At 46.5% G+C, this 21,173-nt stretch carries 20 protein-coding genes; all 20 read right to left on the minus strand.

The genetic code is table 11. The features are described 5' to 3' along the window. Positions 1-86 precede the first annotated feature (86 nt). Positions 87-1,262, minus strand: a complete 1,176-nt coding sequence (locus BM331_RS01200; RefSeq protein WP_074926216.1) for an O-succinylhomoserine sulfhydrylase — start codon at positions 1,260-1,262, stop codon at positions 87-89. A 16-nt stretch (positions 1,263-1,278) separates the two neighbouring features. After that, positions 1,279-2,796 carry an amidophosphoribosyltransferase gene (gene purF, locus BM331_RS01205; RefSeq protein WP_074926218.1) on the minus strand — a complete coding sequence of 506 codons (1,518 nt, stop codon included), beginning with the start codon at positions 2,794-2,796 and terminating at the stop codon, positions 1,279-1,281. A gap of 106 nt (positions 2,797-2,902) precedes the next feature. Next, positions 2,903-3,397, minus strand: a complete 495-nt coding sequence (locus BM331_RS01210) for a CvpA family protein (RefSeq protein WP_074926219.1) — start codon at positions 3,395-3,397, stop codon at positions 2,903-2,905. Beyond that, positions 3,394-4,065, minus strand: a complete 672-nt coding sequence (locus tag BM331_RS01215) for an SPOR domain-containing protein (RefSeq protein WP_074926221.1) — start codon at positions 4,063-4,065, stop codon at positions 3,394-3,396. The genes BM331_RS01210 and BM331_RS01215 overlap by 4 nt, the downstream gene beginning before the upstream one ends. A 19-nt stretch (positions 4,066-4,084) precedes the next feature. Next, entirely contained in the window at positions 4,085-5,371 is a 1,287-nt protein-coding gene (gene folC, locus BM331_RS01220; RefSeq protein ID WP_074926222.1) for a bifunctional tetrahydrofolate synthase/dihydrofolate synthase, read from the minus strand. Positions 5,372-5,497: 126 nt separating this feature from the next. Further along, on the minus strand, positions 5,498-6,388 hold the full coding sequence (accD, locus tag BM331_RS01225) for an acetyl-CoA carboxylase, carboxyltransferase subunit beta (protein ID WP_074926224.1): 891 nt from the start codon (positions 6,386-6,388) through the stop codon (positions 5,498-5,500). Positions 6,389-6,394: 6 nt separating this feature from the next. Then, on the minus strand, positions 6,395-7,219 hold the full coding sequence (gene trpA, locus BM331_RS01230) for a tryptophan synthase subunit alpha (protein ID WP_074926225.1): 825 nt from the start codon (positions 7,217-7,219) through the stop codon (positions 6,395-6,397). A 52-nt stretch (positions 7,220-7,271) separates the two neighbouring features. Continuing rightward, positions 7,272-8,471 (minus strand): tryptophan synthase subunit beta, encoded by a 1,200-nt coding sequence (gene trpB, locus BM331_RS01235; RefSeq protein ID WP_074926227.1) that lies wholly within the window; start codon positions 8,469-8,471, stop codon positions 7,272-7,274. Continuing rightward, on the minus strand, positions 8,458-9,084 hold the full coding sequence (locus BM331_RS01240) for a phosphoribosylanthranilate isomerase (RefSeq protein WP_074926230.1): 627 nt from the start codon (positions 9,082-9,084) through the stop codon (positions 8,458-8,460). Before BM331_RS01240 ends, trpB begins: the two co-directional genes overlap by 14 nt. An 11-nt stretch (positions 9,085-9,095) precedes the next feature. After that, entirely contained in the window at positions 9,096-9,929 is an 834-nt protein-coding gene (truA, locus tag BM331_RS01245; RefSeq protein ID WP_074926232.1) for a tRNA pseudouridine(38-40) synthase TruA, read from the minus strand. 175 nt (positions 9,930-10,104) lie between these two features. Further along, positions 10,105-12,483 (minus strand): motility hub landmark protein FimV, encoded by a 2,379-nt coding sequence (locus BM331_RS01250; protein WP_256214760.1) that lies wholly within the window; start codon positions 12,481-12,483, stop codon positions 10,105-10,107. Positions 12,484-12,613: 130 nt separating this feature from the next. Then, positions 12,614-13,738 (minus strand): aspartate-semialdehyde dehydrogenase, encoded by a 1,125-nt coding sequence (asd, locus tag BM331_RS01255; protein WP_074926239.1) that lies wholly within the window; start codon positions 13,736-13,738, stop codon positions 12,614-12,616. 129 nt (positions 13,739-13,867) lie between these two features. Further along, entirely contained in the window at positions 13,868-14,938 is a 1,071-nt protein-coding gene (gene leuB, locus BM331_RS01260; protein WP_074926242.1) for a 3-isopropylmalate dehydrogenase, read from the minus strand. Between the two features lie 4 nt (positions 14,939-14,942). Further along, the gene (gene leuD, locus BM331_RS01265; protein WP_074926245.1) at positions 14,943-15,602 is read right to left on the minus strand and encodes a 3-isopropylmalate dehydratase small subunit; all 660 of its coding nucleotides are present in this window, start codon (positions 15,600-15,602) and stop codon (positions 14,943-14,945) included. Positions 15,603-15,607: 5 nt separating this feature from the next. Continuing rightward, positions 15,608-15,736, minus strand: coding sequence for an entericidin A/B family lipoprotein (locus BM331_RS01270; RefSeq protein WP_074926247.1), 129 nt, complete (start codon positions 15,734-15,736; stop codon positions 15,608-15,610). 32 nt (positions 15,737-15,768) lie between these two features. After that, the gene (leuC, locus tag BM331_RS01275; RefSeq protein ID WP_074926250.1) at positions 15,769-17,181 is read right to left on the minus strand and encodes a 3-isopropylmalate dehydratase large subunit; all 1,413 of its coding nucleotides are present in this window, start codon (positions 17,179-17,181) and stop codon (positions 15,769-15,771) included. 511 nt (positions 17,182-17,692) lie between these two features. Next, positions 17,693-18,784, minus strand: coding sequence for a redox-regulated ATPase YchF (gene ychF, locus BM331_RS01280; RefSeq protein ID WP_074926253.1), 1,092 nt, complete (start codon positions 18,782-18,784; stop codon positions 17,693-17,695). A gap of 54 nt (positions 18,785-18,838) precedes the next feature. Next, on the minus strand, positions 18,839-19,426 hold the full coding sequence (gene pth, locus BM331_RS01285) for an aminoacyl-tRNA hydrolase (RefSeq protein WP_074926255.1): 588 nt from the start codon (positions 19,424-19,426) through the stop codon (positions 18,839-18,841). Positions 19,427-19,538: 112 nt separating this feature from the next. Continuing rightward, the gene (locus BM331_RS01290; protein ID WP_074926258.1) at positions 19,539-20,147 is read right to left on the minus strand and encodes a 50S ribosomal protein L25/general stress protein Ctc; all 609 of its coding nucleotides are present in this window, start codon (positions 20,145-20,147) and stop codon (positions 19,539-19,541) included. Between the two features lie 53 nt (positions 20,148-20,200). After that, positions 20,201-21,151 carry a ribose-phosphate pyrophosphokinase gene (locus BM331_RS01295; RefSeq protein WP_074926264.1) on the minus strand — a complete coding sequence of 317 codons (951 nt, stop codon included), beginning with the start codon at positions 21,149-21,151 and terminating at the stop codon, positions 20,201-20,203. Positions 21,152-21,173 lie beyond the last annotated feature (22 nt).

Genomic DNA, 21,173 nt, shown 5'->3' on the forward strand with positions numbered 1-21,173 from the left:
TGAGTGAGAACCGGTAGCGAAATCTATTGCTGCTTGTATTCTGTTTCAAGCAAAGATAGTGGTACCGGTTGTAATAAATTATGAGTCTACTGTAGTCCTCGAGCGAGATCTGCCTTGATATCTTCCGGTGATTCCAGGCCAACTGCAATACGCAGCAGACCATCGCTGACTCCGGCAGCTGCGCGCGCCTCCTGGCTGATACGCCCATGCGTTGTAGTGGCAGGATGAGTCAGTGTGCTTTTGGTGTCGCCAAGATTGGCAGTAATCGACATGAGCCGCGCAGCATCTACAATACGCCAGGCCGCCTCTTTACCGCCTTTTGCCTCGAATGACACAATGCTGCCACCAGTTTTCTGCTGGCGCATCGCCAGTGTATGCTGCGGATGAGACGGCAGACCTGGGTAAAACACACGTGCTACATTAGGGTGTGCTTCCAGCCAGCGCGCGACTTCCAGTGCATGATCAGAGTGTGCTTTTACCCGTATACTTAATGTTTCAAGTCCTTTCAGAATAATCCAGGCATTGAATGCACTCAGCGCCGGGCCGGCTGTCCGCAAGAAACCGAATATACCGCTATCCATCAGCAAATCACGTTTACCCAGTATTGCCCCTCCCAGGATTCTGCCCTGCCCGTCCAGATATTTTGTGGCTGAATGAATGACCAGATCTGCACCCAGTTTCAGCGGTTGTTGCACAACCGGGGTACAAAAACTGTTGTCAACCGCCAGCCACACCCCAATCCGCTTGGCGATGTCTGCCAATGCAGCGATATCGGAAATTTCCGTGAGTGGATTGGAGGGAGTTTCCATAAAAAACAGTTTGGTGTTCGGCTTGGCTGCTGCCTGCCATTCACTCGGATCGGTTGCAGAAACAAAAGTGGTTTCGATATTGAAACGGCTTAGGATATTGTTAAACAGGCCAACAGTGGATCCAAATAGGCTGCGTGAGGCAACGATATGATCACCAGCTGAAAGCAGTCCCATGACGCAGGTCGTAATTGCTGCCATACCGGTGGCTGTTGCGATACAGGCCTCCGCTCCTTCCAGCACAGCCAGGCGTTCCTGCATGGCAGTTACTGTCGGGTTAGTAAAGCGCGAATAGATATTGCCGGGTTCTTGCCCTGAGAACCGTGCAGCTGCCTGGGCTGCACTATCAAACACAAAACTTGAAGTCAGATAGAGTGATTCCGAATGTTCGTTAAACTGACTGCGATGGACGCCGGTATGAATGGCCAGCGTTTGGAGATCTAATTCATTTGTCATGATCGTTTCTATGTGGTTAATCCATTGGGAGCAGGGTTAAATCAAGTTGGGTAGTGCGCTCACCTTGTGATAACCCAAGACTGTTACGCTGCGATTCGATTCTGTAAAGATATTCCTGAGTGACACTGCCTGTTATATAATGCCCGTCAAAACAAGAGGTTTCAAAATTTGTGATGCGAGGATTGACCTGAGCAACCGCCTGCTTGAGTGCATCCAGATTTTGATAGATTAGATAATCCGCACCAATTTCACGACATATTTCTTCATCGGTACGATTTGTCGCAATCAGTTCCTGGCGGGTCGGCATATCTATACCATATACGTTAGGGAAACGTACTGGTGGCGCTGCCGAAGCGAAGTAAATTTTAAGTGCTCCCGCTTCACGCGCCATTTGAACAATCTCCCGGCTGGTAGTGCCGCGCACAATGGAATCATCAACCAGTAGTACGTTCTTGCCACGAAATTCAATCTCGATAGCATTTAATTTCTGCCGAACCGATTTCCGGCGCTGCTGCTGCCCTGGCATAATAAACGTTCTGCCTACATAGCGATTTTTGACAAATCCTTCCCTGAAACTGATTCCAAGGCGATTGGCAAGCTGCATGGCACTTGGACGACTGGATTCCGGAACCGGTATTACAACATCAATATCCAGATGCCGCATGGAAGTGCTGATTTTATCTGCCAGGTTCACGCCCATATTGAGACGAGTCTCATAAACTGAGATGCTATCCAGCATTGAATCAGGACGAGCCAAATAAACATATTCAAAAATACAGGGATTCAGACTGGTGCGAGCAGCACACTGATGGCTGTAGAAGTGCCCTTCCATATCAATAAAAACTGCTTCTCCAGGTGCAACATCCCGGATCAGACGGAAACCCAATGTATCTAGCGCCACACTTTCGGAAGCAACCATGTATTCAGTACCAGCATTCGTTTCCACGGACCCGAATACCAGCGGCCTGATCCCGTGCGGATCGCGAAAAGCCAGTAAACCATAACCTGCAATCATTGCAATCACTGCATAAGCACCCTGACAACGCTCGTGCACACCGGAAACTGCCGAGAAAATTTCAGCCGGATCAAGCTGGTAACCTGTCGCACGCTCCTGCAGCTCATGTGCCAGCACATTTAGTAATACTTCCGAATCAGAATGCGTGTTTACGTGACGACGATCTGCTAGAAACAGCTCCTGATTGAGCACATCCGCATTGGTCAGGTTGCCATTATGCGCCAGCACAATACCAAACGGAGAATTTACATAAAAGGGTTGTGCTTCAGCAGGAGAATTTGATGATCCTGTTGTGGGGTAACGAACATGTCCGATTCCCATATGCCCTGGCAGCGCACGCATATCCCGGGTGCGAAATACATCCCGTACCATACCTGGCCCTTTGTGCATATGAAAACTGTTACCCTGCGCGGTAACGATGCCTGCAGCATCCTGGCCACGATGCTGCAGCATTAACAGGCCATCATAGAGCAACTGATTGGCGGGGGAACGGGCTACCACACCTAGAATTCCACACATAGCGAGCTCGCTGAAAAAGTGGATTAAAAAACTTGTAAAACTAGCAGTTCATATCTGTATTGGTTACAAGACATAAAATTTTCATACAGTTAAGCCTGGACTCAGGCTATCTGGCAAAACCAATAAGATTTCTGAAATCCCGGGGTAGCCAGGGAATTACATCGGCCGCCATTATCTCTAGGGGTTCACTCAATACCGCCTGCTGCCAGAAGGGTTGTTGCGGAAGCGGAGTAAAACCGGCTGCCGTTATCAGAAACAATATGATTACCAATCCACGCACGATTCCGAACAACGCACCCAGCATTCTGTCTATCAAGCCCAACCCTACTCCCCTCACCAGAACAGATAACAGCCTGGATACGAGCATTGTTGCCAGAAGAACAACAAAAAACGTCACACTGAAAGCCGTCAACATGCGAATGGATTCATTTACGATCCAGTCTGATAACAAGGGAGCAGCATTTACTGAATAACGACTGGCAACAAAGAAGGCAATTATCCAGGCAAGAAGTGATACGATTTCATGTACCAGACCGCGCGTGACACTCAATAAAGCTGAGAAAGATATGATTCCGATAACGATGTAATCGAAAATCGTCATCTGGTTGTTACTACACCGCTCAAACCAATTTTTTTCAACCGTTCATGCTCTGCTTCAGCTGCTTCTCGCGTAGGAAAAGGGCCGATCCGCACACGAGTCATTTCATTACTGCCAACCTTGATTGTTTCGGTATATGCTCTTACCCCGTTTGAGACAAGATTTTGCTGTTGCTGCTTGGCTTTAGAAACATCAGAAAATGCACCCAGCTGAATGACAAATGAGCCGTCTTGTATTTTTACATTATCACTTATAGATACTTTTTCTTGAACAGTGGTAGTTTTTCCTTGAATAGCCGGAGCTGATTTTGCCAGCACTGGCTTCCTGGCAGGAATCGGTATTCCATCGAAACCACTATCACTCGATCCGCTATTTTCAATTTTCCCGGAACGCTCAGGATCGCTGAAAGGTAATGGTTTATCCAGTTCCCGGGGAACTTCTGCCTCATCATCGACCATTGCATTTTCCGGTGTCATCCAAGGATAAGTTTCAGAAGTCAGCTCTTCGGAAGGTATCTGAATATCAATTTCCTGCTGTTCTTGCTGAGGCTCATCATCAAGAATCATGGGCAAGAATACTACCGACACAATAACGAGCAAAATAGCGCCAATCAGGCGCTTTCTGGCACGCTTCCTCAGGGAAATTTCTTCTTCATTGACGCTGCTGGTCATTTTTTATACCTGCCTACCTTTAAGAAACCGTCCCGCCATGATTCTTCAATATCAAGCTGACGGTATGAAACGATCCAAAAACGCATATTCTATCATCACTACTGGCATGTTCACGCGCGTAAACATAGGCATTTCGTACACTCTGAAATGCACGTACATGCTCCTGTTCTTCTATCCCGGCATCTTTAAGCGCCTTCAGCATTTCATCCCCTGTTGCGCCTCTTGCCACATCCAGGCCCGCTATCAACCAGTAATCCACATTGTTTTTCAGCACCCGGATCGTACCAGCCATATCCTTATCTTTCAGCATACCCGCGATTGCATAAGTACATCCTTTTACTGGCATGGCTTCCAGATTGTCCAATAATTTACGAGCTGCGGCAGGATTATGCGCCACGTCCAGAATAATCGCAGGCCTTGCTGAAATTATCTGAAATCTACCTGCCAGGGTTGCCTCAGCCAACCCCCGTCGTATGGCATTCATTGGAACAGGCAGTGTTCCTTCCATAGCCTCCAGTGCTGCCAGAGCAGCGCTTGCATTTTGCAGCTGGTATTCCCCTTTAAGCGCTGGTAATGACAAGTTATAGCGATGCGCTCCCTCATAGCACCATTGCAGATTATCCTGCGTGTAGCTAAAGTTTTTGTTGATGCAAGATAGTATGGCGCCCGTCACCTTCATTTTTGGAAGGAGATCGGCTGGTATATCCGGTTCAGTACAAATTGCCGGTTTATCTGGCCTGAAGATACCAATTTTTTCCTGGCCAATGGCTTCTCGGGTGGATCCAAGATAATCCATGTGATCCAGGTCAATACTGGTCAGGATGGCGCAATCCGTATCAAATACATTAACCGCATCAAGCCGGCCGCCTAATCCCACTTCCAGAATTGCTATATCCACTTGTGCCCGCACAAATATCAGCATGGCGGCCAAGGTGCCAAATTCAAAATAAGTCAGCGTAACCTGGATTGATTCACGTACAGATTCAATTTCAGCAAATACACTACACAAAACTTCGTCAGCAATCGCGTGCTGATCAATCCGTATTCGTTCGCCATAATGCAGTAAATGTGGTGATGTATAACAACCTACCCGATAGGATGCATGACCGAGTATCGATTCGAGCATGGTACAAACCGAGCCTTTGCCATTTGTACCAGCAACCGTAATGACAGGAAATTCGGGTATTAACCTCAAAGCATCTCTTACTTTCTTCACTCGCTCCAGACCCATATCAATTGCCCTTGGATGAAGTTTTTCAAGGTAGAGCAACCAGTCATCCAAAGTCATTGATCGGACATCCATCATCGATCTGGAAGAAATAAGGTAAAAGAGACGCTCGCCATGACAGCGAGCAGTAGATTCACATTATCCCTTTTAGTCAACACCGCTATTATTCAACAAGGTAATAGTAAATTTCGGAAAAGACCAGGTTCAATCAGCTGATATAACAGGTGGTGAAACAGGAACCGGGATACGCATCAGCAATGTACACAGGTTAGCCAGTCGATCACGCATCTCACGACGATCAATAATTAAATCAACGGCACCATGTTCCAGCAGAAATTCTGCTCGCTGAAAACCGGCAGGCAACGTTTGACGCACAGTCTGTTCAATAACACGCGGACCGGCGAAACCGATCAATGCGCCTGGTTCAGCAATCACAATATCACCAATAAATGCGAAGCTTGCAGATACCCCCCCCATTGTGGGGTCTGTCAGTATAGAAATGAAGGGTAATTTCTCTCGACTCAGCTGCTCCAGTACAGCGGTTGTCTTTGCCATCTGCATCAACGAAAACAAACCCTCCTGCATCCGGGCCCCTCCACTCGCACTAAAGCAGATGAAAGGAAGATGATGTGTCACGCAGGCTTTCACGGCACGTACAAAGCGCTCGCCAACCACGGAACCCATCGACCCGCCCATAAAACCAAATTCAAAAACAGCAGCAACAACCGGGATCGACTTGATACTGCCTCGCATGACCACCAATGAATCAGTTTCACTGGTAACTTCATGCGCATCACTCAACCTGTCTGTATACCGCTTGCTGTCACGAAATTTCAAAGGATCTTGTGGAAGGACGTCCATACCAAGTTCGTGGCGATCCTGTGGATCCAGCAAAAACTCAAGACGCTTGCGCGCAGAAATACGATTATGGTGACTGCATTTGGGGCAGACATTCAGGTTTTTAGCCAGATCCGTGCAGTAAAGAACAGCTTCGCAACTTGCACATTTGCTCCACAAGCCTTCTGGGACGGCTTTTTTCTCACCGTTTTCCTTACGCTTGATTTTAGGGGGAATGATACTTTCAAACCAGCTCATATATCACTACCCTATATCAGAAGCGTGATTGGATCTTGCATCAATTGCATGTCGCAACGATTCTACCAGGGCACCTACATTTGCCAGCAAATCAGCTGCCTGGGAATGTTCAATTTCCTCCACAATGCGGCTACCTATGACTACAGCATCCGCTCGTTCAGCTATGCTCCGGGCTGTCTGCTCATCTCGTATACCAAAACCGACCCCGATCGGAATCCTGATATGCGCGCGAAGCTGAGACAATTTACTGCTGACATCCTGCAGATCAAGGTGTGAAGCGCCAGTTACTCCTTTCAGAGAAACATAATAAACATATCCTTTTGCAAGTTCTGCAACATGCTTGATACGTGATTCCGGGGTTGTAGGTGATAGTAAAAAAATTGGATCAATACCCTGATCTTTCAGGTGTCGCACCCATTCGGCACTCTCCTCTGGTGGATAATCCACCACCAGAACACCATCTACCCCGGAACGGCTTGCTTCTTCCACAAAGCGCTTATACCCCATGGCCTCAATTGGATTGGCATAACCCATCAGGACAACCGGTGTGTTCTGGTTCATTTTTCTGAATTGTGCCACCATAGTAAGTACATCTTTCAGGCTGATATGCTGTTTGAGTGCGCGCTCCGAGGAACGCTGTATAGTAGGCCCATCGGCCATGGGGTCAGAAAAAGGTACTCCAAGCTCAATTAAATCAACCCCGGAGCGTGTCAGCTGGTGCATCAGCGCCACTGTTGTGGCTGAGTCAGGGTCACCTGCTGTGATAAAAGGAATAAGTGCAGCTTTATCTTGTGACTTAAGCCGGGAAAAAACAGATTCAATACGATTCATTTAACAGATAATCCGAAAAATCAAAATATAATGAGATCTATCAGACATTCGGTTAAAGCGAAATACCTGATTGCTGTGCCACCGTTGCCATATCCTTGTCCCCGCGACCTGACAGGTTCACCAGGAGGAGTTGATCTTTTCTCAGTGTTGGCGCAAGTTTGGCTGCATAAGCCAGAGCGTGGCTGGATTCCAAAGCCGGCATGATCCCTTCGAAGCGACATAAAGCATGAAATGCAGCTAAAGCCTCACCATCTGTTACAGCGACGTATTCAGCGCGGCCGCAGTCCTTAAGCCATGCGTGCTCCGGCCCTACTCCCGGGTAATCCAGACCAGCAGAAATTGAATGTGTTTCGATGATCTGACCATTTTCATCCTGAATCAAATAGGTACGATTACCGTGTAAAACACCCGGTCTGCCCGTTACCAGGGTGGCGGCATGTTTCTGCGTATCGATTCCCTTGCCCGCAGCTTCTACACCAATCATTCGAACATTTTCTTCCCCAATATAAGGATAAAACAGGCCAATGGCATTTGAACCACCTCCTACACACGCAATTAAAGCATCTGGCTGCCTGCCATATTCTTCCTGCATCTGTTGCCTGGCTTCATTACCGATTACCGCTTGAAAATCCCTGACCATCATCGGATAAGGATGTGGCCCTGCAACAGTACCAATAATGTAATAGGTATTACCGACATTGGTCACCCAGTCACGCATGGCTTCATTTAATGCGTCTTTAAGCGTGCGCGAACCTGAATCAACCGGTACAACTGTGGCCCCGAGCAGCTTCATGCGATAAACATTGGTTACCTGTCGCTTGACATCCTCGGAACCCATGTAAACGACACATTCCATACCATAGCGGGCAGCTACAGTGGCACTGGCCACTCCATGCTGACCAGCACCTGTTTCAGCGATGATGCGACTTTTCCCCATACGCCTTGCAAGCAACGCCTGGCCAACCGTATTGTTGATTTTATGTGCACCCGTATGGTTAAGATCCTCACGCTTCAGCAGAATCTGTGCACCACCAAGATGATCCGACCAACGTCTGGCATGATAAATGGGACTGGGGCGGCCGACATAATGTTTAAGCTCACGGAAGAATTCCGTTTGAAATTCAGCATCACCACGATAATACTCATATTGCTTACAAAGTTCATCCAGGGCTGAAATCAGGGTTTCAGCCACGAACGTACCACCGTACGGGCCAAAATGGCCACGTTTATCGGGAAGATCATATATCTTCACAAGATCTTACTCCTTGCATGAAAGCAGAAATTTTATTCGCATCTTTTATGCCCTTGGCAATTTCAACACCGCTTGAAACATCAATCGCCAATGGATGAGTCTGTTCAATTGCATCAACAACATTGTCCGAATGAAGACCACCTGAGAGTATCCAGGGTAACGACAACTCCGAGGGAATCAGTTTCCAATCGAATATGCGACCTGTTCCACCAAGTTTTCCCTCAGCATAAGTGTCCAGCAGTAACCCTTTGGATCCCTCATAACGCTGCGCGTATTGTAACAAATCCAATCCGTTCCGGACACGAACAGCTTTGATATACGGCAAATGAAACTGACTGCAAAAATCTGGCGACTCATCACCATGAAACTGCAAAAGATCAAGTCCAGCTGCTGCACTGGCCACTTCTACCCAGGATCTATCAGGGTTTACAAATACCCCTACAGCCTGCACAAATGGAGGCAGGTATCTCACAATCTGACTGGCCTCCTCTGGTGAAATATATCGTTCACTCTGAGGCCATAAAATAAAGCCGATAGCATCCACCCCATGGTGCACAGCCGTCATTGCATCTTCCAACCGGGTAACGCCACATACTTTTACACGGACACGCACCAGATCTCCTTTTACCGCAAGTTAGCCCAATGCTTTGAACATTCAAAGCCTGCAATCAGCTTTATAACATTCTCTGGCTGGATTACATTAAAAGCAGGCAAATTCCATTTGACATCGTATCGAACACCAGCCAAATATAATCCATCTGGCGCAAATGTTGGTGCAGCCAGTGTGCGATCACGCTTTCTCAGAAGTACTTGCATCCATTCAGGAGGATACTTTCCCTGGCCAATATAAATTAACGCCCCAAGAATATTTCGAACCATGTGATGCAGGAACGCATTAGCACAAAATTCAAAAACAAAAAATTGTTCACTTTGACTGACATCCAGTCTGATAAGCTTTCGTATCGCATTTTTTGCCTGACATTCCGCTGAGCGGAACGCACTGAAATCATACTCACCAATCAGGAATCTTGTCGCCGCCTGCATTTTTTCGAGATCAAGCGAGTAATGGGTCCACCCTGCTTTTCCTTGGAAAACTCCAGGACGAGCAGGTCTACTCAGCAGATAATACAGATAAGTACGTTCGGTTGCGCTGAATCGGGCATGAAAATCATCATTAACTTCCGAAGCCCACAATACTGAAATATCATCCGGCAGTAGTGCATTAGCTCCTCTTACCCAAGCTGTTAGAGGGCGGATGACATGCGTTTCAAAATGCACAACCTGGCATAATGCATGCACACCTGCGTCTGTTCGTCCTGCTGCAACAACTTGTATCTGACTGCTTGCTATGCGCGATAAAGCGTTTTCCAGCCGAGATTGAACAGAGATACGATCAGGTTGCTTTTGCCAACCACAATAGCCACGGCCATCATATTCCAGAATCAGGACGATCTTCACAGATCGTCATGAAGGAATACTTGATCCCTCACGAGTAATTTCACAATAAACATGGGAATACAAGAAATCACTCAATCAGGATATTAAGGTACAGATAAAAACCAGTACAAACCAGCCAGCAGAATTGAAAACGGCAAGATCAGGATAGCTTTCGGCAGGCTATATCCGTCTGGCTTCAGCTGATTTTGTCCAGCATAAAACGAGCGGCAGATTGTTGTTCATGATTACCCTCATGCAACACCTCTTCCAGAATATCTCTGGCACCTTCGTTATCATCCATTTCGAGATAGGCCTTAGCCAGATCAAGCTTGGTTGCGACTTCCCGCCATTGCATACCTGTATCAACTTCAGAGCTTTCATTGACGGCTTGCGGCTTCTCACCAGGCTCATCTCCAAGATCAAGATCAATATCTGCCAGGCTGGAACTTAATTCTGGCAACTCATCCATCATATGGGAATCCTTGACGGGCTCCATTTCTTCAGGTAATTCCAGATCAAAATCAATTTGATGTTCTGCATCAGAGGATGATGCACGCGCTTCACTATCATCTTGTGCAAGCCCAAGATCCGATTTTCCTTCCAGAGCATTGTCGTAAGATGTAAAAATCCATTGCTCACTGGTCTTATCTTCTTTGCGTTCGATATCTTCTTCGGTATCAATAAGAGCTTCTTTCTGGTATTCAGTCTGATCAGGTTCTATTGTGCTGATTTTAATCTCATTATCCAGCTCATTCGATTCGTCAAGTGTTATTTCATTTTCCGCATAAGTCGGACCGGCAGAATCCGCAGCGAAGAAAAGAGATTCGCTTGTCTTTTCATCCTGTTTACCACTGAAGAACAAGCCAAGATCGACGTCAGTCTCATTGCCAGCAGTATCAGCCAAATTGAAATCACCCGATTCTGATGTACTGACCGTACGCTGAATCAATTCTTCATCCGGTTTTTCTATATGCCCCGTATCACCAGATGTGATCTTGGTCAACCTCGAAGACATCGATTCATTACCCTTCTCGGCGTAATCATATATGTCAGAGGAATCCGGCTCCCCGAATTGTTTTCTTTTACGGAGAATTAAAGATGCGCCCAGCGCAATTACTAGCAATACTCCCAATCCTGCAGCAGCCCACTCGCTGTTTTTATCCACATGTTGCAACAATGTATCCATCAAATCTGGTTCACCAGATTCAGGATTGACAGATTGAAGTGGCTTAGATAATGAAACTGGGTTGACTGATTGAGCCGGCATAGTAATCGGAGAAGTTGAGTTTTCTGAAACTCCTGCAGGATCAGGAGTTTCAGCTGAGTTCTCAATGACTGTAATATCAGCCTGTTTGGCCAGCGTTGAAATTGCCTGCAGGTCAGGTATATGCTGCGCATGATCCAGTTCAATTCCAGTTTTGCCCTCAGGAGTTGGGCCTTTTAACTCAAGCAAACGCTGCAATTTCGCAACATTCTGCTCCAAAATAGCCACTCGCTCATTTGCTTCCTGCAAGGCGCGCTCTTTCGCAATCGCATCCTCTTCCATCATGTACAAATAATTCTGGGCAGTCCTGTCTTCAGCCTTTTTAGCAAGCGGATGATTATCGCTAAGTAACTCTCCTTTTGAGAGAATTAAGACTTCCTCGGGTTTATTGGACCCGTCAACAGAAGATTCTCCGGAAACAGTTGTAATTTTTCCTGTTTGAGCTTGTTTCAGAACGGGTTTTTCAGAAGAATTATCAGCCAGATCCGCAATTTTCTGTCGATAATCGTTCCAGCTTTCTTTCTGTACAGCAATTTCACGAGAAGCCTCTTTAGTGGTAACGGATGAGATCTCACCTTCATCAGGAATACGCAGAATGACGCCCACTTTAAGCAAATTCATGTTTCTTTCGAGAAAAGCATCACGATTGGCACGGTACAACGCAACCAGCATTTGGTTAAGACTAATGCTGTCAGGCGATACTTGTCGCGCAATTCTGCTCAGGGTATCTCCTCGAATAACCGGACCATATATACTACCTGTCTGAGCAGGGGGGGGGGCAGTCTCAACGAATAATTGAGTCTTTCCGGATACAGTTGCTGCAGAACTTTCTATCTTATCCCTATCGGGTTGCACAACCGGCTCAGCTGATGCTGCTTTTTGTGTTTCAGCGGGGTCAAGCAGAACATTATATTCACGTAACAGATGCCCCGATGAAGAGCTAAGCTCAATGAGCAAATTGAGGAAAGGCTCGTTGATTGCCTGTGATGAACTTATGCGGATATAGGGACGCCCATCGGCTCGTTTTTCAACAGATATAGATAACGTTGCATGATAAGGGGCCAGATTGACACCAGCTTTCTGAAAAATTTTGGGTGAAGCAAGTCGGGCTGACAGCGAATCGATCTCTTTATCTGTTACAGATTCTAGAGCTATTTCTGCATTGAGAGGTTGCCCAAAATATGAGCTTACGGTCAACTTACCCAATCCGGCGGCCTGAACGATCCAGGCAGATGCAAGCATACCAATCAAAAATACTTTGGATAAAACGCCTGGAGAAACACCTTTTGCTCTAAAATCAACTATCTTCACACAAATATCCTTCATTGTTACCCGAACCCTCTGATATAAAATATGGATGGCAATCGATACCAGAGAGCGAAAGTCATCTTATCTATAGCAGGACAGTCCGAGACTGAGAGAAATATGAAATTCTTATATTCTATGCAGCCTTGTCTTCTTCGATCAGAATACGCAACATCCGGCGCAGTGGCTCTGCGGCGCCCCATAATAACTGATCTCCTACAGTAAAAACAGAAAGATATTCATTCCCCATATTCAGTTTGCGTATGCGCCCGACATGTATATCCAATTTTCCGGTTACCGCCACCGGGGTAAGTTCTTTGGTAGTAGCTTCCCTTTCATTAGGGATGACTCGCACCCATTCATTGGATGCAGCAATTACTTCCTCAATTTTTTCCAGAGGAATATCCTTTTTCAGTTTGATTGTCAGCGCCTGACTGTGGCAGCGCATGGCCCCAACGCGTACACAGATTCCATCGACTGGCACCGGGTGATCGGCATGCCCGAGAATTTTATTGGTTTCAGCCTGCCCCTTCCATTCTTCCCGACTCTGTCCGTGTGCTACCTCACGATCAATCCAGGGAATAAGACTCCCTGCTAGCGGAACACCGAAATTCTGAGCGGGAAATTCTTCATTACGCATTTTTTCAACAACTTTACGATCAATATCCAAGATGCTGGAAGCAGGATCATCCAGTAAATCTTTTGCAACATTGTGGGTTTCCCCCATCTGCTGCAACAGCTCACGCATATTTTGAGCACCAGCACCTGATGCTGCCTGGTAGGTCATAACGCTCGCCCAGTCAACCATATCCTGATCAAACAAGCCACCCACAGCCATTAACATCAGGCTGACCGTACAATTACCACCAATATAGTTTTTAACACCTTTGTTTAGCGCTTCATCGATAACTGAACGATTGACAGGATCAAGAATAATGACGGCATCATCATCCATTCTGAGAGCAGAAGCAGCATCTATCCAATAACCCTGCCAGCCTGAGTCACGAAGTTTCTTAAAAACATCATTTGTATAATCCCCCCCCTGACAGGAAATTATAATGTCCATTTCCTGCAGCGCGGCAATATCATAAGCATCTTTGAGCAGCCCTGTATTCCCGCTGATATACGGACCTTCCTCACCGGCCTGGGAGGTTGAAAAAAACACAGGTTCAATTAATGAAAAATCATCTTCCTCGCGCATCCGTTGCATAAGCACGGAACCCACCATACCCCGCCACCCGACAAACCCAACCCGTTTCATGTAATTCACTTAGCCTTTTACAAAATAATTTTAATATTGCACCGTGCCCAACAGCTTAATATCCGGCATATTATCCAAAAATCAGAAGAAAAAAGTAAAACAGGCAGGTTCATAAACAGAAATGAAAGATCACTGGGATTGCAAATTTGCCAGGACCATATCCCCCATTTCCACGGTGCCTATTTTCTTTAAGCCTGTTTCATAAATATCCTCGGTGCGATAACCTTGTTTCAGTGTTTTCTGAACAGCGCTTTCAATTCGTGATGCAGCCGCCCCCTCATTAAAAGAATAACGCAGCATCATCGCTGCGGACAAAATAGTCGCCAGTGGGTTGGCAATATTTTTACCAGCTATATCCGGCGCAGATCCATGAATAGGCTCATACAGACCCTTGTTTCGGTCATCCAGAGAGGCTGATGGAAGCATTCCAATTGAACCCGTTAGCATGGATGCTTCATCTGATAAAATATCGCCAAACATATTACCCGTAACGATTACATCAAATTGTTTAGGGTTACGCACCAGTTGCATTGCCGCATTATCCACCAGCATATGCGAAAGCGTAACATCCGGATACGATTGTGCAGTTTCTGTTACTACATCACGCCATAATTGTGTACACTCCAGAACGTTCATTTTATCCACCGAGCACAACTTGCCACTTCTCCTGCGTGCTGCCTGAAATGCAACATGGGCAATACGCCTGATTTCTGATTCAGAATAAATCATCGTATTAAAACCCACTTTCTGTCCATCTCTGTATTCGATACCTCGCGGTTTTCCGAAATAAATATCACCAGTTAATTCACGGACAATCAGGATATCTAACCCGGTCACAATTTCCGGTTTCAAAGTCGAAGCATTTGCCAGCTCGGGATAGAGTACTACCGGTCGTAAATTGGCGAACAAACCAAGTGTCTTACGAATCGCCAGCAGTCCTCGCTCCGGTCGTTTTTCGCGAGGCAGGTTGTCGTATTGAATTCCGCCCACAGCTCCAAGCAATATGGCATCGGTTTCAACAGACAGTTTACGTGTTGCCTCCGGGAAAGGTTCTCCTGTAGCATCTACGGCACAACCACCCAGCAAGCCGGGCTCCAGCTCAATCTTTAATCCTTCCTGTTTAAAATAAAGCAGCACGCGCTCGGCTTGTGCCATGATTTCAGGGCCAATACCATCACCTGCCAACAACGCAATTTTCATACGCTCAATCTGCCTTTACTTTTTGTTGCAAAAATAGCCAGGGCTGCTCATTTCTTCGATTCATCTCAAACTTTCTGATTTTGTCAGCATGTTGCAGAGTCAAGCCAATCTCATCCAGCCCGTTAAGCAAGCAATGTTTACGGAAATGATCAACCTCAAACCAGCAAACCTCACCGGATGGAGTTGTTACGGTTTGTGCTTCCAGATTGATTTCCAGTTGATAACCATCCATTGTCAGGGCATCCCTGATCAGTCTGTCAACAACGGGCGCCTCCAGCACAATCGGCAACAGACCAATCTTGAAGCAATTGTTGTAAAAAATATCAGCAAAACTCGGTGCAATAATTACAGCGAAGCCGTAATCCTGCAAAGCCCAAGGAGCGTGTTCTCTACTGGATCCACAGCCAAAATTATCACGTGCGACAAGAATTCTGGCTCCCTGATAGCGCGATTGGTTCAGGATGAAGTCTGGATTCAGTTGACGCGATGCAGCATCTTTACCCGGCTCACCATAATCAAGATAACGCCATTCATCGAACAGGTTCTGGCCAAAACCTGAACGCTTGATTGATTTCAGAAATTGCTTGGGAATAATCGCATCTGTATCAATATTTGCACGATCCAGCGGTGCAACTATCCCCCGGAGCTGTTCAAATTTTTTCATTCCATTTATTTAGCAGTTCTTTCAATGGCTTCGCCACCACGCTGAACATCCTTACCAAGTCCTTGCATCGTATTACAAGCAGTCAGCTGCGCAGTAATTATCAGCAATAAAGATAATGCGAACAGTGTTTTCATCACCAATCTCCTATATAAATAAAAAACTCTGTTTAATGGGTAAAAGAGCGTACATCCACGAAATGACCAGATATGGCAGCCGCAGCAGCCATGGACGGGCTAACCAGGTGCGTTCGGCCACCAGGGCCTTGTCGCCCCTCAAAGTTCCGATTGGAAGTCGAAGCGCAGCGCTCCCCAGGCAATAATTTGTCATCATTCATCGCCAGACACATTGAACACCCAGGTTCGCGCCATTCAAATCCCGCCGCTTGAAAAATTCTATCCAGCCCCTCTGTCTCAGCCATCGATTTGACCAGGCCAGAACCAGGAACCACCATAGCCAGCTTAATATTAGGGGCAATCCGTTTTCCTCTGACAATTTCTGCTGCTGCACGCAAATCCTCTATACGGGAATTGGTGCAAGAACCAATAAATATTTTATCCAGTGTTATATCCTGTATGGGTGTTCCTGGCTTAAGTCCCATATATTCAAGCGCATGTTCGATATTATGACGCTTGACCGGATCACTAATATCTGTAGGGTCGGGCACATATCCATCAATCGTGGTTACCATTTCCGGTGAAGTTCCCCAAGTTACCTGAGGCTTGATGTTCTCTGCCTTTAATTCCACAACATGATCAAAAACAGCATCCTCATCACTTTTCAATGTACGCCAATACGCAACCGCCTGACCCCATAAATCTTCCCGGGGCGCAAAAGGTCTTCCCTTAATATAATTGATCGTGACGTCATCTACCCCAATCATCCCCGCACGTGCACCTGCCTCGATCGCCATATTGCAAAGTGTCATCCGGCCTTCCATGGACAGGGCTCGAATCGCATTACCAGCAAACTCGATAGCATGTCCTGTACCACCTGCTGTTCCTATTTCACCGATAATAGCTAATGCGATATCCTTAGCCGTTACACCCTGACCCAGATCTCCTTCAACTTTGACCAACATTGCTTTGGATTTCCGGGCAACCAGACATTGTGTCGCCAAAACATGCTCAACCTCAGATGTGCCAATACCGAACGCTAAACACGCAAACGCCCCATGAGTACTGGTATGAGAATCCCCACAGACAACAGTCATACCGGGTAGTGTTGCGCCCTGTTCCGGTCCGATCACATGCACAATTCCCTGACGTTCATCATCCATCTTGAACTCAGTAATTGCAAACTCCTCACAATTTTGACTGAGTGTTTCAACCTGTAAACGGGATATCGGGTCACTGATGCCACTGCCCCGGTCAGTTGTGGGGACATTGTGATCCGCTACCGCCAGGATAGAATCAGTACGCCACGGCCTACGTCCCGATAGCTTCAAATTTTCAAAAGCCTGAGGGCTGGTTACTTCGTGTACCAAGTGACGATCAATGTAAAGTATCACCATGCCATTCGGATCATCCGATTCAGCATGAACCACATGACTATCCCAAAGCTTGTCGTATAACGTTTTCATTTTTCAATATGATTACCTATTTTTACGGGCGCAATTATCCCATAAAGCCTGTCTGAGTAACAAATTACCGGGCCAATGAAAATCTCCCGGTAGTAATTTTTTCCAATATATCTCTCGGAAGGATAATGGGGGTCTTTTAGAATCTATCAAGCGCAAATCAGTTCGCTAAATATAGAATCAAGATAGGGGTATCCGGGATATTTGACCATGCTCACGCATGGACGATCAGTCGCGCAAAGCAACGGCTGACGAAGCAAATCCAATACAACCTGCTGTTTCATCAACTCATTGGAGAGTCGATAAATAACGATAACGCAGTGTGGGACAGGAAAAAATTATGGTATCGCCGATTTTATCGGGTACTGGCAGGAAATGAAGTATTCCACATGTTGCGCAAAACACCGCTCTACTTGTATTGGGCAAGATTACCGCTAGCGGGAATAATACAACTTTTTAATATATAAGGCGTAAATACAAACTAATGAATGAAGCAATACACCTCACCAGTCTGTTAGACGTTAAACAAAAAATGCATCACATCACCATCCTGAACGATGTAATCCTTGCCTTCCACACGCATTTTACCTTTTTCCTTCGCGCCAGCTTCGCCGCCACAAGCAATAAAATCAGCGTAGGAAATAGTTTGCGCCCGGATGAAGCCCTTTTCAAAGTCGGTATGGATGGCTCCTGCCGCCTGCGGAGCAGTGTCTCCCCTGTGTATGGTCCAGGCACGCACCTCCTTCACGCCAGCGGTGAAATACGTTTGCAGGCCAAGCAGATCGTAACCAGTACGAATCAGGCGATTGAGGCCGGGCTCTTCCAGTCCCAGATCTGCTAGAAATTCCTTTTTATCTGCTTCATCGAGATCAGCTAGCTCAGCTTCGATCTTGGCGCACAACACTACGACAGGTGCATTTTCTTTTGCTGCATATTCACGTAATTGATCAAGATGTGAGTTGTTTTCGAAACCATCTTCCAGCACGTTGCCTACATACATGGCCGGCTTGATTGTCAGCAGACATAATGACTTGATGATTTCTCTCTCATCATCTGAAAGTAGAAAAGTACGCGCTGGCTGACCCTGGTTAAGGTGTAACACCAGTTTTTCAAGCACTGCAACCAGTTTGCTCGCTTCCTTATCACCAGATTTCGCTTTTTTACCATCACGTGCAATGGCTTTCTCCACGGTGGCGAGATCGGCCAACGCCAGTTCGGTCAGAATAATTTCAATATCGGCCAGCGGATCGACTTTCCCCGTAACATGCACGACATTCGGATCATCAAAGCAGCGCACAACATTAACAATAGCATCTGTTTCACGGATGTTGGCAAGAAACTGGTTGCCCAGTCCTTCCCCTCTGGAAGCGCCTGCAACCAATCCGGCAATATCAACAAATTCCACGATAGCAGGTTGTACACGCTGCGGATTGACGATTTTACTCAGCTCAGCGAGACGTGAATCAGGCACCTCAACTATGCCAATGTTGGGTTCGATAGTGCAGAACGGGTAATTTTCCGCAGCAATGCCCGCTTTGGTCAATGCATTAAACAAGGTAGATTTGCCAACATTAGGCAAACCAACAATTCCACATTTCAAGCTCATAATCCGGTTTCCATCAATTTCCTGAATGCTGCGTAGAGTACGCTTCTTGTTTTGTTAGTTTTCCTGTCGGGTATGCAATTGCTGCATGGCTGCTGCAAAATCCCCCCGGGCGATTAGTGGCCACACCTGCATGCTGTGATCTATTGCCTCGTCAATCAGTGCCGCTTCTTCTCTGCGCGGGAGGTGCAGCACATAATCCACTACCTGACTTCTGTCCCCTGGATGTCCCACGCCAATCCGTAAGCGCCAGAAAGCCTGACTGGAAAGATTAGCAACGATACTTTTAAGGCCATTATGCCCCCCGGTTCCACCACCAGATTTCAGCTTGATAATACCGGGTTGCAAATCCAGTTCATCGTGGATAACCAGTATCTGCCCGGGTGTTATCTTATAGTAGCGGCACATGGCTCCCACCGACATACCGCTGGCATTCATGTAGGTTTGCGGCTTGAGTAACCAGATATCTGTATCGGATTGAACAATGCGCGCGCACAGCCCTCTAAAGCGGATATCCAGTGCAAAAGAAACTCGCCGCGCGTCAGCCAAACGATCCAGCCAGTCAAAACCGATATTATGGCGGGTTGAGGTATATTTATCGCCAGGGTTGCCAAGGCCGACCACCAGCCTTATGGGTAGTTCCATAACTCAGTACAATCCCGACAACAGACGATTTAATATTTAATAAAAAATGAAGTAAACTTCAGAACACCAAGAATCACGCCAGAGAAATATTCTCTGGCGTACATCAGATAAATCAGGCAGATTCTTCGCCGGACTCATCCGCAGATTCTCCGCCACGCGGCATAATAAGAGTGGAAATCGGCTGATTATCACCCCTCAACAGGGCTGGTATTTCAACATTTTCTGGCAATTTCAAATCGCTCGTGTGTAGCGTGCTACCGGCTGTCATTTCCGACAAATCCACCGTAATAGACTCAGGTAAATCTTTTGGCAAACAGGATATTTCAACTTCAGTCGCTACATGACTGATCATTCCACCCGACAATTTGACCCCAGGTGCAATATCAGCATTGATGAAATGTAGCGGTACTTTCACATGTATTTTCTGATCCTGTCTAATCCGCTGAAAATCAATGTGCAGCACCTGCTGCTTGAACGGATGCATTTGCACATCACGCAAAAGTACCTGTTCCTTTTTCCCATCTACGTCAATCGAAAGTATCGATGCATGAAAAGCATCTGTTTTCAGTTTATAGTACAGATCCTTGTGATCAAGATCTATCGGTTGCGCAGTACCTCCTCCCCCGTAGATGACACCCGGTAACCTGCCCTGGATACGCAGACGGCGATTTGCACCGGTTCCATATAAATTACGACTGTTAGCACTTATTTCAATTGGCATTCCATTCTCCTGAAAACAGCCCATCATATCTGTGAGCGGGCCACAAAATTATCTTATTCTATAAACAACGAACTCAGTGAACTTTCATTACTTACCCTAAGCATGGATTCGCCCAGTAAACTGGCCACACTTAACTGCTGTATACGGTTACATTTGCTGGCATCTTCTCTCAAAGGGATTGTATCTGTTACCACCAGCTTATCCAGATCAGAATTCTGTACACGCTCTACCGCCTTGCCTGATAAAACTGCATGGGTTGAATAAGCAATCACGCTGGCCGCACCTTCCCGTTTAAGTGCCGAAGCTGCTTCACATAATGTGTTTGCTGTATCCACCATGTCGTCAATAATTACACAGGTACGCTCTCTGACATCGCCGATAATGTTCATGACCTTGGACTCATTTGGTTTGGGGCGCCGCTTGTCAATAATAGCCAGATCACATTCCAGACGCTTAGCCATATGACGAGCCCTGACAACACCCCCCACATCAGGAGATACCACGATCAGGTTCTGATAGTCATGTTTCCAGATGTCTCCCAACAGCGTAGGTGTGCCATAAATATTATCCACAGGAATATCGAAAAAACCCTGAATCTGATCAGAATGCAAATCCATGGTCAATACTCTGTCGACACCGACGCTAGTCAACATATTTGCCACGACTTTAGCTGTAATAGGTACTCGTGCAGAACGAGTTCTCCTGTCTTGCCGTGCATAACCAAAATAGGGAATCGCTGCGGTAACGCGGCTGGCCGATGCGCGTTTTAGTGCATCAACAATCACCAGAATTTCCATTAGGCTGTCGTTGGTTGGTGTACAGGTGGATTGCAATACAAAAACATCGTTACCTCTGACGTTTTCAAGTATCTCCACCATGACTTCACCATCACTGAAGCGCCCTACAGTCGCACGCCCTAAATTGATATTCAGGTATTTGACCACATCATGCGCCAGCTTGGGATTGGCCGTTCCGGTAAAGACCATCAGGCTGTCATAGGACATAGGTAACTTTTACTTCTGGTTT

Source organism: Nitrosomonas eutropha (assembly GCF_900116685.1).
Lineage (GTDB): Bacteria > Pseudomonadota > Gammaproteobacteria > Burkholderiales > Nitrosomonadaceae > Nitrosomonas > Nitrosomonas eutropha_A.

Coding starts and splice junctions, on each gene's coding strand:
- accD (WP_074926224.1), bottom strand. CDS start 6,388: ATGAGCTGGTTTGAAAGTATCATTCCCCCTAAAATCAAGCGTAAGGAA.
- BM331_RS01290 (WP_074926258.1), bottom strand. CDS start 20,147: ATGCCAATTGAAATAAGTGCTAACAGTCGTAATTTATATGGAACCGGT.
- purF (WP_074926218.1), bottom strand. CDS start 2,796: ATGTGTGGAATTCTAGGTGTGGTAGCCCGTTCCCCCGCCAATCAGTTG.
- leuD (WP_074926245.1), bottom strand. CDS start 15,602: ATGAAAAAATTTGAACAGCTCCGGGGGATAGTTGCACCGCTGGATCGT.
- folC (WP_074926222.1), bottom strand. CDS start 5,371: ATGATGGATGTCCGATCAATGACTTTGGATGACTGGTTGCTCTACCTT.
- BM331_RS01270 (WP_074926247.1), bottom strand. CDS start 15,736: ATGAAAACACTGTTCGCATTATCTTTATTGCTGATAATTACTGCGCAG.
- leuB (WP_074926242.1), bottom strand. CDS start 14,938: ATGAAAATTGCGTTGTTGGCAGGTGATGGTATTGGCCCTGAAATCATG.
- leuC (WP_074926250.1), bottom strand. CDS start 17,181: ATGAAAACGTTATACGACAAGCTTTGGGATAGTCATGTGGTTCATGCT.
- BM331_RS01295 (WP_074926264.1), bottom strand. CDS start 21,151: ATGTCCTATGACAGCCTGATGGTCTTTACCGGAACGGCCAATCCCAAG.
- BM331_RS01215 (WP_074926221.1), bottom strand. CDS start 4,065: ATGACCAGCAGCGTCAATGAAGAAGAAATTTCCCTGAGGAAGCGTGCC.
- trpA (WP_074926225.1), bottom strand. CDS start 7,219: ATGAATCGTATTGAATCTGTTTTTTCCCGGCTTAAGTCACAAGATAAA.
- pth (WP_074926255.1), bottom strand. CDS start 19,426: ATGGAACTACCCATAAGGCTGGTGGTCGGCCTTGGCAACCCTGGCGAT.
- ychF (WP_074926253.1), bottom strand. CDS start 18,784: ATGAGCTTGAAATGTGGAATTGTTGGTTTGCCTAATGTTGGCAAATCT.
- BM331_RS01210 (WP_074926219.1), bottom strand. CDS start 3,397: ATGACGATTTTCGATTACATCGTTATCGGAATCATATCTTTCTCAGCT.
- BM331_RS01200 (WP_074926216.1), bottom strand. CDS start 1,262: ATGACAAATGAATTAGATCTCCAAACGCTGGCCATTCATACCGGCGTC.
- asd (WP_074926239.1), bottom strand. CDS start 13,738: ATGAAACGGGTTGGGTTTGTCGGGTGGCGGGGTATGGTGGGTTCCGTG.